This is a genomic window from Stenotrophomonas sp. SMYL8, from assembly GCF_036320065.1.
Lineage (GTDB): Bacteria > Pseudomonadota > Gammaproteobacteria > Xanthomonadales > Xanthomonadaceae > Stenotrophomonas > Stenotrophomonas maltophilia_A.
The window spans coordinates 41,504-54,912 of sequence record NZ_JAWIRR010000005.1 but is presented as its reverse complement, the minus strand read 5'-3'; the positions used below and the strand labels follow the sequence as shown (position 1 = coordinate 54,912).

Genomic DNA, 13,409 nt, shown 5'->3' with positions numbered 1-13,409 from the left:
CCCGCTCTTTGTACCTGCGGTGGTCGCGCGGGCCCGCGCCGCCGCGCGCGGGGCCCCCCCCCCCCCCCTCGACTCTACGAAGGCAATCCGCACCGAAACGCCTCCTGGGATATGCCGATGACTGCAAGCACCGCTCCGCGCTGGCCCGTACGCTACCTGCTCTTCATCGGCGGCCTCGGTGGCCTGCTGTACGGCATCGACATCGGCATCATCGCCGGCGCCCTGCCCTACCTGGAGGCAACGGCCAGCCACGCGTGGCAACTCAGCAGCCAGCAGCTCGGTTTTGTTGTGGCTGCGGTGCTGCTGGGCAGTGTGTTGTCCTCGCTGTTCGCCGGCATGGTCGCCGACCTGATCGGCCGCCGCGGTGCGATGCTGCTGGCCGGCCTGCTGTTCACTGCCTCGATCCCGATCATGGCACTGGCGTCCGGCTACACGCCCCTGCTGCTCGGCCGGCTGCTGCAGGGCATCAGTGGCGGCCTGATCGGCGTGGTGATTCCGCTGTACCTGGCCGAAGTGCTCAGCCCCGAGCGACGCGGGCGCGGCGCGGCCATGTTCCAGCTGCTGCTGACCGTTGGCCTGGTGCTGGCTGCCCTGATCGGCCTCTACCACGCCCACGCCGTGGATGCCGCCGCCGAAGCCGTGCGCTCACTGCCGGTCGCGCAGCAGGCGCAGGAGCTGTTTGCGGTGAAGGACCATGCCTGGCGCACCATCTTCTGGACCTGCCTGGCGCCGGGCCTGCTGTTCTGCGCCGGCATCTTCTGGTTGTCCGAATCGCCGCGCTGGCTGGTGCGTCGCGGCCGCATCGATGATGCGCGCCGCAGCCTGCAGCGCGTGCTGCCCGCTTCGGAGGTGGAGCCGACGCTTGCACAGATCCAGGCACCGGAATCGAGCAGCGGCAGCGGCAAGCGCGACCCGCTGCTCAGCCGCCGCTACGTGGTGCCGTTCCTGCTCGCCTGCGTAGTGCTGGCCTGCACCCAGGCCACCGGCATCAACTCGGTGCTGGCCTACGCGGTGAACATTCTCAACCAGGCCGGCCTGTCCGGCTCGGTAGCCAACGGCGCCGACGTGGCGATCAAGCTGCTCAATGCGGTGATGACCGTGGTCGCGCTGCTGCTGGTCGACCGCAAGGGCCGCAAGTTCCTGCTGATGCTCGGCAGTGGCGGCATCTGCGTGGCCCTGCTGGCCGCGGCCACGCTGTTCTTCCAGGCCGAACGCGGCCGCACCGACGTGCAGCCGCAGCTCCAGGCGGCAGTCAGCGGCGACGGCCTGCAGCTGGTGCTGGATGATGCGCAATGGCAGCGCCTCGGCGCTGGCATCGACAGCCAGGGCCGACCGATGCAGCTGACCGTGTCGTATGCCTACGGCGACTTCACCAATGTGCGCGCCCTGCGCAGCGACAACCTGACCGACCGCGAGCTGCGCATCGAGCGTGCCGGCACCGTGCAGCCGGACAGCGTGATCGGCGCGTTCTTCCGCAAACTGCACCTGAATCCGTTCGCCGACCCGGCCAAGGCCGCGCAGGCACCGCTGCGCATCGAGCAGGCGCGCATCGGCCCGGTGCCGCCACCGGCGCACGGCTGGGCCGTGGCCGCCTGCATCCTGGTGTTCGTCGCGTTCTTCGCGGTCGGGCCCGGCGTCTGCGTGTGGCTCGCGCTGTCCGAGCTGATGCCGAACCGCATCCGCTCCAACGGCATGAGCATCGCGCTGCTGATCAACCAGTTCGTGTCCACCACTATCGCCGCGATCTTCCTGCCCACGGTGGGCCACTATGGCTACGCCAGCATGTTCGTGTTCTGGGCGGCCTGCACCTTCGTGTTCTTCCTGGTGGCCGCGTTCTGGCTGCCGGAGACCAAGGGCAAGTCGCTGGAAGAGATCGAGGCCCGCTTCGCCCGGTAGCGGTCGACTTTGGTCGACCTCCGCGCGCAGCGCGGGTTCATGGCGCGCCCGTCATTCGCCAGTGATGTGCTTCGCCAGCTCCCGCGCTTCGGCAACGCTGGACAAGCCGCTCAGCATCATCGATTCGCCGAACGGCCCCTGCACCGTCGCCACCATCAGCACGCGGCCATCCACGCTGATCGCCGCACGCTGGCCCACCAGTGCCGCGGTGCCATCGTGGATGCGCTGATGCGCCTCCGGCCGATAGCGGATCTGCAGGCCCGGCTGCTTGCCTTCATCCAGCACATAGCGCACATCGGCAATGTCGGCACTGCCGGCAATCGGCGGCTCGCGCAGGGCCAAGGTCTCGCCCTGCCACTGCGCCGGCGTGCCTTTGCCCGCCGCATCGACCGCACTCAGGCGCACGTCCACGCCGGGGCGTGGCGCATGATCCTTACCTGCCAACGCACCGGGTGTAGCGCCCGGCATGCATCCGGTCAGGGTCAACGCCATGCCCAGCAACAGGGGAAGCGCAGCCCTCACTTCAGCTTCCGCAGCTTGAATGCCACCAGCACCTGCAGCAACCCATACAGCAGGCTGCCGACACCGATCCACAGCGTGGTCACCGCCACGCCTGCATACGGATTGGCCGCAAACAGCAGGCCCAGCACTACCGCCAGCACGCCACTGAGGATCAGCAGCCACTCGCCCTGGATCTGCTTGCGCACGCGGATCGCGAACACGATGCGATAGATGCCGGCCACCAGCAGCCACGCTGCCAGGAACAGCACAAGCACGCTGGCGGTGGCCAGCGGATTGATCACCGCCAGGATGCCGAAACCCAGCGAGGCGATGGCATACAGCGCCAGCCAGCCACGCGAGGCACCGCTGCCGCCGCTGACCAGTGCGAACAGGCTGATGACACCTTCAACGATGGCCATCACACCCAGCGTCCATGCCAATGCCATGGCTGCAGACAGCGGCCAGCCGATGGCGACGATGCCGAAGCCCAGTGCGACGAGCCCGTACAGCAGCAGGATCCACCAGCTGCGCCCAACCGCCGACAACAGGGGAGACAAGGGGGAATTCATGGCCACTCCTTCGATCCGGAACCGGGCTCATCCTAGCCCCTGGTGATGAAGAGGGCGATCACGGCGCCCGCGCGCAGACCCATACCCGCACCTCGTCCGCTCCCACCCACCGCAGCGTCTCCGCAACCTCCATCACCGTGCTGCCGGTGGTCATCACATCGTCCACCACGGTCAGTCGCGGCGGCACCGGACCACGTACATCGAACGCATCGAACAGGTTTTCCCTGCGCTGTTCGGCCGTACGCTCAGACTGCGGCGCGGTATGCCGCCGCCGGTACAGCCCCTGCCAGACCGGCATCGGCAGCAGGCGGCACAGTTCTGCGGCTTGGTTGTAGCCGCGCTGGCGCAGGCGGCGCCGGTGCAGCGGTACCGGCACCAGCGGTAGGCATGACCACGGCGGCGGTGCGCGCTGCATCAACTGCGCCAGCAGGCGACCGGCGGCGAGATCCTGGTGGAACTTGTAGCGCACCAGCAGCTGGTCGACCGGCGGCAGGTACAGCAGGCTGGCATGGGTAGCGGCCTGCGGTGGCGCTTCCTCGCGGCAGCTGCCGCAGACGATCAGGGCGTTGTCGGGCAGCGGCAATGCACAGCGCAGGCAGGCGCGGCCGGCCCACGGCAGCTCGGCAAGGCAGGCGCGGCACAGGTCAAGATCATCGTGGCCCGGGTCGTTGCAGACCAGGCAACGCAGTGGCAGCAGAACGCGAAGCAGCACTGCGGGCCAATCCGCCGGTAGAGGGAGGTAGGCAAGAGGCATACCCCAACCTGCCCGCGCAGCGATGCCGGAACCATCACCGGCAACCACACCGGACGGTCAGGAAAGCGGACGCAGTGCTGTCGGCCGTCTCATCGGGTCAGTCACGCAGGGATGCCTGCCAGGCCACCAGGGCGGCGGCGGCGCGCTGGGTCCTGCGCTCATCCGGATTGACGCCCATCTCATTGCGCGCCATGCCGGCAAGGGCCGCACACAGTTCCTGTTCGCCTGCACCGCGCAGCAGCTGGGACTCGATGCGATCTGCGTAGGCGGCGTACTCGCCACGGCAGTCCGGATTGGCCTGGATGCCTATTGGATCCCATACATAGTGCAGGACTTCATCCACCGCTCGGCCCAGTGCACCGCGCCTGCGGTGTGCCGCCTGGCGGACCTCCTTCCAGTGTGGCGTGTTGTGCAGTGCCTCGAACGGCATCGGCACCGGCGACAACAGGTAGGAGATGCCGTCTTCGTCCTGCTTGACATGCCAGACGCCAACACCGACATCCGCCATGTGCTCGGACAGCGGGAAAACGAAGGCGGGCAGCCACAACAGCTCGATGCGGCCATCTCCCTGCCAGCCCAGCGCGGTGAACATCCCGGCTGCGATCTCCCGGTAGGCCTGCGCGGCAGGTTCGCCGACCAGTTGCCCCGGATCCAGCATGAACACCCGGTTGTCGATGTACTCGACCACGCTGCCATGGAACTCGCGCAAGCGCTCGGGCGGGTAATCGATGACCTGTTCAGGGGCGATGGTGTAACTCACTTCGTGAAATCCTTTCCGCTGGAAGGCGAGTGTGGCACGACGGCGGGCATCATCAACACCTCCGCCAGACCACGGTAGATCGGCACGCGGCACACCAGCCCGGACACGCCCCGCGCGATCAGCACCGTGGCCAGGATCGGCAGCAGCAGATCACCACTGTCGGTCAGCTCCAGCGAGATCACCGCCGAAGTCAGTGGTGCCTGGGTGACGCCGGTCAGATAGGCGCACATGCCCAACAGCACGAACGCACGCGGATCCACACCCGGCATCAGCACCGCGAGGTTGTGCCCAAGGCCGGCACCGACGGCCAGCGCCGGCGAGAACAGGCCACCGGGGATGCCCGCCACGTAGGACGCCAGATTCGCCAGCAGCTTCATCAACCCGAACTCGTGACCGACCATCGCCTGCCCCTGCACCAGACTGCGCGCCTGCTCGTAGCCGGTGCCGAACGCGCCTTCACCGAAGACCAGGGCGAGCAGTACCACCACCAGGCCGCAGCCTGCGGCCAACAGAACCGGATGCCGCTGGCGCAGCTGGCCCAGCCAGCGCGGGCGGCCCGCCGCACTGGCCAGCACCGCACGCGCGAACAGGCCTCCCAGCAAGCCCGCCACCACGCCGCACAGCAGGATCGCCAGCCAGCCCTGGCCCAGCGGCAGCCGCGCGCTTACATGGCCGAAGTAGGTGTAATTGCCCAGCAGTCCGAGCGATACCACGCCGCCGACGATCACCGCGGTCAGCAAGGTGCCTGAGAAACGATGTTCGAAGCGGCCGCTGAGCTCTTCGATGGCGAAGACGATGCCGGCCAGTGGCGTGTTGAACGCCGCCGCGATGCCCGCCGCGCCGCCCGCCAGCAGGAAGTGCGAGAGCTCGCGCGGGTCCTTGAAGCCGAACCAGCGGCCGAACAGGTACATCAGGCTGGCACCCACATGCACCGTCGGGCCCTCGCGCCCGACCGACGCGCCGCCCAGCAGCGACAACGAGGTCAGCAGCAGCTTGCCCGCCGAGACCGCAGGCGAAAGATTGGTCCTGCGGAACGACTCATCCGGCTTGTCCAACGCAGCGATGACCTGCGGAATACCACTGCCCCGCGTGGGTTTCAGCACGCCGGAGGTCAGCCAGGCCAGCAGCGCGAAGATGCCCGGCGTCAGCAGCAGGGCCCACCACGGCGAGTGCGAGGTGATGCGCTGGAACAGGTGAAACGCCGCGTCGCTGGCCTTGGCAAACAGGATGGCCACCAGTGCCACGGCCACGGCGCCGCCCCAGAGCGCGGCACGGCGGCGCCAGGCCTCGCTGAGAACCAGCGCGGTGATGCGGCCGCGAAGGCGATGGAGACCGGTCATGCGGGGCAGTGTGGACGGAGCGGAAACGGGCGGACAGCGGTTACTGTGGCTGAAGGCCTTGCAGGATGCGGTGAAATGCCCGGACACGGGCCGTTCCGGCAACCAGCCCCGTGCGCACACCGCTAAACGGGCAGGCGCTCCCGCCACCGGCGCTTTTCCACGCTGCGCACGTTGGGCTGCCGCAGCCACTCCAGATGGAGCGGCAGATGTGCCATCCCATCATCGCTCGCATCACCGGTCAGGGCTGCTGCCGGATGCGTACCTCGCCATGGCGCATGCGGGTCAGGTCGCCCTGCGCTTCCAGTACGCCGCGCGCGACCAGTTTGCGCACGCGCTGGGCGTAGAAGACATCGGCAATGCCGGCGCGGCGCTGCGGGTCCAGCGACATCGCGTTGCCCACGATGAAGGCGATTTTTCGGAACTGCCCATCGCAATGGGAAAGCAGTTGCGCGTCGATCCAGGCGATGTCCTCGTCGGTCAGCGCGGCGATGTTCTGCCGCTCCTGGTCAGTGAGATGGGCATCGTTGTCGGAGCGTTCGTCCGTATCGCGCAGGCAGCCATTGATGGCCAACAAGCGAACCAAGACATAGTGACCGAATGCTTCAAGTTCCTCCTTCGGCAGCATCGCCGGATCGAGCTCCCCTGCCGGGTAGTCCTTGAAGGTCACGAAGGCGTGATTCTTCCACTGCCCCTTCGCATCGGCCTGACGCAGATCATCCATCACCACGCGCAGGCCGCCGTCAGGAAGTTCGGCCAGGCTGCACAGCACCGCGTCGCGACGGATCGGGTAGGACTGGTAGCTGTTCATGGCACGTGCTCGCGCGTCCGTATGCAGCAATGAACTTACACCGTAGCGCCCGTTCATGGCGGCCGATCAATGTAAACCAAATTAGAAGCAATTGAGTTGACAGTGCTCACCAACCCACCCACACTGCCGCCCTCGCTCCACTCGTACCCAAGGTCCCGCCATGGCTGCTGCCATCCGCCACGACTGGCAACACGACGAACTGCAGGCACTGTTCGATCTGCCGTTCCCCGAGCTGCTGTTCCGCGCCGCAGCGGTCCACCGCGAGCATTTCGACCCATCGCAGGTGCAGGTCTCCACGCTGCTGTCGGTGAAGACCGGCGGCTGCCCGGAAGACTGCGCGTACTGCCCGCAGGCGCAGCGCTACAGCACCGGAGTGAACGCGCAGAAGCTGATGGAGACCGACGCAGTGCTGGCCAAGGCACGCCAGGCCAAGGCCGCCGGTGCCTCGCGTTTCTGCATGGGTGCCGCATGGCGTTCGCCGAAGGACCGCGACATTCCGAAGGTGGCGGCAATGATCGCCGGGGTGAAGGCACTGGGCCTGGAGACCTGCGCCACGCTGGGCATGCTCAGTGGCGAGCAGGCGCGTGCGCTGAAGGACGCCGGACTGGACTACTACAACCACAACCTCGACACCGCGCCGGACTACTACGATTCGATCATCCACACGCGCCAGTACCAGGACCGCCTGGACACGCTGGAGCACGTGCGCGATGCCGGCCTGAAGACCTGCTGCGGCGGCATCGTCGGCATGGGCGAGACACGCGCGCAGCGCGTCGGCCTGCTGCTGGCGCTGGCCACGCTGCCGGCACATCCCGATTCGGTGCCGATCAACAAGCTGGTGCAGGTGGCGGGCACGCCGCTGCACGGCAGCGCCGAGCTGGACCCGTTCGAGTTCGTGCGCATGATTGCGGTGGCACGCATTGCCATGCCGCGCTCGATGGTGCGACTGTCGGCCGGGCGTGAAGCGATGAGCGACGAACTGCAGGCGCTGTGTTTCCTGGCCGGTGCCAACTCGATCTTCTACGGCGACACGCTGCTGACCACCGGCAACCCGGAGCGCGAGCGCGACCTGGCCCTGTTCGCACGCCTGGGCCTGCAGCCGATGGCCGTGCAGGTGGATGCCGAGGGCCACGACCACGGCGGCACCGTGCACGCCGATATCAGCGCCGATACCCCCGGCTGTGGCTGCGCTCACGCGGCCTGAGACGGGGCACAAGCAGGCGTCGCGGCAACGCGCTACCCTAGCCGCCCCGTCGCCGCATTCAGCCGCCATGGCCCGCCCCGACCTGACCGCCCGCCTCCACGCCCAACGCGCCCTGCGCGATGCCCAAGGTCGTCGCCGCACGCGGCGCTCGGTCACCCGTCGTGATGGCATCCGCCTGGAAGTGGACGGCCAGTGGCTGACCGGCTTCTGCAGCAATGATTACCTGGGCCTGGCCCAGCAGTTCAGCGTGGTCAACGCGCTGCAGGATGCGGCCGCGCGCGAAGGCACCGGCGCCGGTGCCTCGCATCTGGTCTGCGGCCACCACGCCCTGCATGACGCGCTGGAGCGCGAAGTGGCGGAATGGCTGGGCTACCCGCGCGCGCTGCTGTTCGGCAGCGGCTTCGCCGCCAACCTGGCCGTGCAGCAGGCGCTGCTGAGCGAAGAGAACGACGTGTGCGTGCAGGACAAGCTCAACCACGCCAGCCTGCTCGATGCGACGCGGCTGGCCGGTGCGCGCCTGCGCCGTTATCCGCATCTGGATGCGGAAGGTGCGATGCGCCAGCTCAAGCACGCACCAGATGGTGCGGCGATGCTGGCCACCGATGGTGTCTTCAGCATGGATGGCGACATCGCACCGCTGCGTGCATTGTCGCTTGTGGCACGCCTGCAGCAGGCGCTGTTCTATGTGGATGATGCGCATGGCGTGGGCGTGGTGGGCGATGGCCGTGGCACGGTCGCGGCTGCGGGACTGGGCGTGGACGATGTGCCGCTGCAGCTGGTCACCCTTGGCAAGGCGCTGGGCGGTTCCGGCGCGCTGGTGCTGGGCCGCGATGACCTGGTCGAGCACCTGGCCGAAACGGCGCGCCCGTACATCTACACCACGGCGATGCCGCCACCGCTGGCCGCCGCAGCGCTCGAAGCGGTACGCCTGGCACGCCGTGACAACTGGCGGCGTTCGAAACTGACCGATCTGATCGCGCTGTTCCGCGGCGAAGCCCGCCGCCATGGCCTGGACCTGATGGCCTCGGAAACGCCGATCCAGCCGCTGCTGTGTGGCGACGACCAGCGCGCCGTCGCGATGTCCAAAGCATTGGAACAGGCCGGTTGGCTGGTCGGAGCAATCCGCCCGCCCACGGTTCCCGATGGCAAGGCGCGCCTGCGCGTCACCCTGTCCGCGTTGCACACCCCCGAGCAGGTGCGTGGCTTGGTCGAAGCCATCGCCAGCGCGCGCGATCGCGTCGAGCTGGCCGCGCGTGAGGCCGCGCCGCCGCCGCTGCCTGTCTTTGCCTGAGCCTGTTGCCGTTTTCCCATGCATATCGACGTCACCGGCCAGGGGCCGGACCTGGTACTGATCCATGGCTGGGCCCTGCAGGGCGGTGTGTTCGCGCCGCTGGTACAACGCCTGGCCGATCGCTTCACCCTGCATCTGGTTGATCTGCCGGGCCACGGTCACAGCCGCGAGGACACCACGCCGCTGCGCCTGCCGTTCGTGGTCAATGCCATTGCTGCGGCCACGCCGCCGGCGGTGTGGTGCGGCTGGTCGCTGGGCGGCCTGTTCGCGCTGCATGCTGCCGCGACGCTGCCAAAGGTGCGCGGGCTGGCGATGATCGCCGCCACACCGCGCTTCGTACGTGGCGAAGATTGGCCGCACGCGGTGGAACCGGCCGTGTTCGAGCAGTTCGGGCGTGAGCTGGCCACCGATTTCGCCGGCACCCTGGAACGCTTCCTCGCCCTGGACGTGATGGGCTCGGCGCACGCGCGCGAAGAGCTGCGCACCCTGCGCCAGCGCCTGGTCGAGCGCGGTGCGCCCACCGAACGCGCGCTGCTGGAAGGCCTGCGGCTGCTGGAAAGCACCGACCTGCGTGGCGCGCTGCCGACGCTGGGTAAGCCCAGCCTGTGGATCGCCGGCCAACGCGACCGGCTGGTTTCGCCAGCAGCGATGCAGGCCGCTGCAGCGCTGGCCCCGGGCGGACAGGCGCTGACCATCGCCCATGGCGGCCACGCGCCCTTCCTCGGCCATGCCGATGAGGTGGCCACCGCGTTGCAACACTTCGTTGCCGGCCTGTCACCGGCCGATGGCGGACAATGAGCGCCTTCCGAATTCCGCAGGACTGACACATGGATCTGGGTATCAATGGCCGCTGGGCACTGGTCTGCGGCGCAAGCAAGGGGTTGGGCCTGGGCTGCGCGCGTGCGCTGGTGCGCGAGGGCGTCAACGTGGTGATCGTCGCTCGTGGCGAAACGGCGCTTCAGCAGGCTGCCGAGGAGCTGCGCGCGCTGGCCGGTGCCGCCGAGGTGCGCGCGGTCGCCGCCGACGTCACCACCGAAGCCGGCCGCGTCGCGGCGCTGGCCGCATGCCCGCAGGTGGACATCCTGGTCAACAACGCCGGTGGCCCGCCGCCCGGTGATTTCCGCAATTTCGAGCGTGACGACTGGATTGCCGCGCTGGACGCCAACATGCTGGCGCCGATCGCGCTGATCCGCGCCACCGTCGACGCGATGATCGAGCGCGGCTTCGGCCGCATCGTCAACATCACCTCGTCGGCGGTGAAAGCCCCGATCGATATCCTGGCGCTGTCCAACGGCGCGCGCAGTGGCCTGACCGGTTTCGTCGCCGGCCTGTCGCGCCGCACCGTGGCCCACAACGTCACCATCAACAACCTGCTGCCCGGCCAGTTCGACACCGACCGCCTGCGCGCCAACTTCGCCCACAGTGCGGGCAAGGACGGCGACGCCGACGAAGTGGCCGAACGCCGCCGCCAGCAGATCCCCGCCGGCCGCTTCGGCACACCCGACGAATTCGGCGCCGCCTGCGCCTTCCTGTGCAGTGCACAGGCCGGTTACCTCACCGGGCAGAACCTGCTGATCGACGGCGGCGCCTACCCCGGTACGTTCTAAGAGACTTTCGCAATGCCGTCCCACTTCGATGCCCGCCACGTCCGCCGCGCGTTCGCCCGTGCCGCCAACAGCTACGACGCCGCCGCCGCCCTGCAGCGCGAAGTGCAGTCGCGGCTGATCGAATCGCTGGACTACCTGGAGGCACGCAAGCCCGAGGTGGTGCTGGACATTGGTGCCGGCACCGGCCATGCCAGCGCGTTGATGAAGAAGCGCTGGCCGAAGGCGCAGGTGATCGCGCTGGACGTGGCGCTGCCGATGCTGGACCAGGCCAAGCGCCAGGCCGGCTGGTGGAAGCCGTTCCAGCGCCTGTGCGGTGATGCCGCCGCGCTGCCGCTGGCCGACAACAGCGTGGACGTGATCTTCAGCAACCTGTGCCTGCAGTGGGTGGACGACCTGCCGGCGGTGTTTGCCGGGTTCCGTCGCGTACTCAAGCCGGGCGGCCTGCTGGTGTGTTCCACCTTCGGCCCGGAAACCCTGATCGAACTCAACGAGGCATTCGCCGCCGCCGATGACCGCCCGCACGTGAGCCGCTTCGCGCAGATCGCCCAGTTCGGCGATGCGCTGATGATGGCCGGCTTCCGCGACCCGGTGCTGGACCGCGACCTGTTCACCCTGACCTACGACGACCTGCCGTCACTGATGCGCGAACTGCGCGCGATGGGCGCGACCAATGCCCGCGTCGACCGTCGCCACACGCTGACCGGGCGTGGCCGTTTCGCCGCTGCGGCAGCGGCGTATGAACCGATGCGTCGTGCCGACGGCAAGCTGCCCAGCAGCTGGGAAGTGATCTATGCGCACGCCTGGGCACCGGACCCGGGCGCACCGATCCGCGAAGGCGGGCATGACGTGGCCTCGGTGCCGGTGTCGGCAATTCCGATCCGGCGCAAGCAGAGCTGATCGTCCGGTAGTGCCGGCCGCGGGCGTGCAACTTCATGATTCCATGCTGGGCATCTGCCGGCCAGCGGCCGGCACTACTGCATTCCACTCCGCACGCGAATCGCTCTGGTAGGTGCCAACCTTGGTTGGCACTCACCCAAAGCAGGCCGCTGCTCAGGTATTGGCCGGCGAACTCAGCGGCGGGCGCACCAGGTCGCGGTGGAAGAAATAGATTTCCTGCACCAGGAAGCGCCAGCTGGTGTGGAAGCTGCGGAAGCGCGTGCTGGGCGTGGACGAGGCCAGCGCATCGATGCCCAGCGCCTTGCTCAGGCGCAGCGCGCGCGCCATGTGCAGCGGATCGCTGACGATGATCACCCGGTGCAGGTCGCGCTGGTCCATCAGCCGCTTGGCTTCAACCAGGTTCTGCACGGTATTGCGCGAGGCGGTTTCGATCAGGATCGCATCGTCCGGCACGCCATGTTTCAGCGCATAACGCCGCGCCACCTGCGATTCGGAAAAACGCGCACCGGTGCCACCGTAGCCGCCGGTGAAGATCAGCAGCGGCGCGTACTGGGCCTCGTACAGGTCCAGCCCATGCCGGATACGCTCTTCGAACACCGGTGACGGTTTGGCGTCATAGGCGGCCGCACCCAGCACGATGATGGCGTCGGCCTTGGCGGCCTGGTCACGCTCGCCGACCCAGACGATCCAGGCAGTCACGCCCAGCAGCCAGATCACCAGCAGGACAAACAGCCGCCACAGCCAGCCCAGCAGGCCGGTGCGAGGCCGCTGCCGGTCGCGGCTCACGGCGCGCCCCAGCGCAGCGCTGGCAGGTCGACGTTGCCACCGGACAGCACCAGGCCCACGCGCAGTCCGGCGAAACGTTGCGGCTGCGCCAGCACCGCAGCCAGCACGGTGGCCGAGGACGGCTCGACCACCTGCTTGAGCACCTCCCACAGCAGGCGCATCGCGGCCATCGTCGCCGCGTCATCGACCACGATCACCTCGGCACCGGCCGCGCGCAGCAGTTCGAAATTGGGCGCGCCGATCAGGGTACGCAGGCCATCACAGATCGTGTCCGGGGTGAACGCGTCCTGGCGCTCGCCAGCGGCCAGCGAGCGCGCGGTATCGTCGGCACCGGCCGGCTCGGCCAGCACCAGACGGGTCTGCGGGCTGGCGTGCTGCAGGGCCAGCGCAGTGCCGCTGGCGAGGCCGCCGCCGCCCACCGGTACCACCAGCACGTCGAACGGGCCGTCGCTGTGCAGCAGTTCCAGGGCGGCGGTGCCCTGCCCGGCCATCACCGCCGGATTCGTATAAGGATGCACCAGGGTCGCACCGGTGTCGGCCTGCACCTTGGCGCAGGTGGCCTCACGGTCGGCAATGGTCGGCGGGCAGTGCCAGAGCGTGGCGCCATGGCGCGCAATATTGGCCAGCTTGGCCGCCACCGCACCTTCCGGCACCACCACGTGACAGGGAATGCCCCGGGTACGTGCGGCCAGCGCCAGGGCGGCGCCGTGATTGCCGGAGGAGTGGGTGACCACGCCGGCACTGGCGGAATCAGCCTCCAGCGACCACACCGCGTTGCAGGCACCGCGGAACTTGAACGCACCACCACGCTGCAGGTGCTCGGCCTTGAACGCCAGCTGTGCCCCGGCCAGCGCATCGAGCGTGTGCGAGCGCAGCACCGGGGTCACGCTGGCATGCGGGGCGATCCTCGCGGCAGCAAGCAGGACGTCGTCGGCGCGGGGCAACAGTGAATCGCTCATGACGCAAGATTAACGTATGCCCCCGCGCTGGCGACCG

14 protein-coding genes are annotated in these 13,409 nt (G+C 68.4%); 6 read left to right on the top strand and 8 right to left on the bottom strand.

Going from position 1 to position 13,409, the window contains the following annotated elements; genetic code table 11:
• The first annotated feature begins 117 nt into the window (after nt 1–117).
• Nucleotides 118–1,896 (top strand): MFS transporter, encoded by a 1,779-nt coding sequence (locus V3B25_RS06475; protein ID WP_049422599.1) that lies wholly within the window; start codon nt 118–120, stop codon nt 1,894–1,896.
• Nucleotides 1,897–1,947: 51 nt separating this feature from the next.
• Here the strand turns inward: V3B25_RS06475 and V3B25_RS06470 are convergent, their stop codons facing one another.
• From V3B25_RS06470 to V3B25_RS06445, 6 genes are all read right to left on the bottom strand, one after another.
• Entirely contained in the window at nt 1,948–2,418 is a 471-nt protein-coding gene (locus V3B25_RS06470; protein ID WP_049422588.1) for a hypothetical protein, read from the bottom strand.
• Entirely contained in the window at nt 2,415–2,966 is a 552-nt protein-coding gene (locus tag V3B25_RS06465; RefSeq protein ID WP_329810337.1) for an HdeD family acid-resistance protein, read from the bottom strand. Before V3B25_RS06465 ends, V3B25_RS06470 begins: the two co-directional genes overlap by 4 nt.
• A gap of 58 nt (nt 2,967–3,024) precedes the next feature.
• Nucleotides 3,025–3,720: a ComF family protein gene (locus V3B25_RS06460; protein WP_032127079.1), complete on the bottom strand. Its 696-nt coding sequence runs from the start codon at nt 3,718–3,720 to the stop codon at nt 3,025–3,027.
• Nucleotides 3,721–3,817: 97 nt separating this feature from the next.
• Nucleotides 3,818–4,480, bottom strand: coding sequence for a hypothetical protein (locus V3B25_RS06455; protein ID WP_329810336.1), 663 nt, complete (start codon nt 4,478–4,480; stop codon nt 3,818–3,820).
• Nucleotides 4,477–5,820 (bottom strand): chloride channel protein, encoded by a 1,344-nt coding sequence (locus V3B25_RS06450; RefSeq protein ID WP_329810335.1) that lies wholly within the window; start codon nt 5,818–5,820, stop codon nt 4,477–4,479. Before V3B25_RS06450 ends, V3B25_RS06455 begins: the two co-directional genes overlap by 4 nt.
• Nucleotides 5,821–6,058: 238 nt before the next feature.
• Nucleotides 6,059–6,628 (bottom strand): DUF3658 domain-containing protein, encoded by a 570-nt coding sequence (locus tag V3B25_RS06445; RefSeq protein ID WP_329810334.1) that lies wholly within the window; start codon nt 6,626–6,628, stop codon nt 6,059–6,061.
• A 160-nt stretch (nt 6,629–6,788) separates the two neighbouring features.
• Here V3B25_RS06445 and bioB point away from each other — a divergent pair, with 160 nt between their 5' ends.
• The 5 genes from bioB (at nt 6,789) to bioC (ending at nt 11,627) form a co-directional block, all read left to right on the top strand.
• Nucleotides 6,789–7,832: a biotin synthase BioB gene (gene bioB / locus V3B25_RS06440; RefSeq protein ID WP_329810333.1), complete on the top strand. Its 1,044-nt coding sequence runs from the start codon at nt 6,789–6,791 to the stop codon at nt 7,830–7,832.
• Between the two features lie 67 nt (nt 7,833–7,899).
• On the top strand, nt 7,900–9,123 hold the full coding sequence (gene bioF, locus V3B25_RS06435; protein WP_100474476.1) for an 8-amino-7-oxononanoate synthase: 1,224 nt from the start codon (nt 7,900–7,902) through the stop codon (nt 9,121–9,123).
• Nucleotides 9,124–9,141: 18 nt separating this feature from the next.
• Nucleotides 9,142–9,921 (top strand): pimeloyl-ACP methyl ester esterase BioH, encoded by a 780-nt coding sequence (gene bioH, locus V3B25_RS06430; protein WP_329810332.1) that lies wholly within the window; start codon nt 9,142–9,144, stop codon nt 9,919–9,921.
• 29 nt (nt 9,922–9,950) lie between these two features.
• A complete protein-coding gene (locus tag V3B25_RS06425; protein WP_197615679.1) occupies nt 9,951–10,730 on the top strand; it encodes an SDR family oxidoreductase in 780 nt (259 codons plus the stop codon).
• 12 nt (nt 10,731–10,742) lie between these two features.
• Entirely contained in the window at nt 10,743–11,627 is an 885-nt protein-coding gene (gene bioC, locus V3B25_RS06420; RefSeq protein WP_164080493.1) for a malonyl-ACP O-methyltransferase BioC, read from the top strand.
• Nucleotides 11,628–11,780: 153 nt separating this feature from the next.
• Here the strand turns inward: bioC and V3B25_RS06415 are convergent, their stop codons facing one another.
• A complete protein-coding gene (locus tag V3B25_RS06415) occupies nt 11,781–12,425 on the bottom strand; it encodes a YdcF family protein (protein ID WP_032127185.1) in 645 nt (214 codons plus the stop codon).
• Complete coding sequence (locus V3B25_RS06410; RefSeq protein WP_049400864.1) at nt 12,410–13,372, bottom strand: pyridoxal-phosphate dependent enzyme; 963 nt, start codon at nt 13,370–13,372, stop codon at nt 12,410–12,412. Before V3B25_RS06410 ends, V3B25_RS06415 begins: the two co-directional genes overlap by 16 nt.
• Between the last annotated feature and the right edge of the window lie 37 nt (nt 13,373–13,409).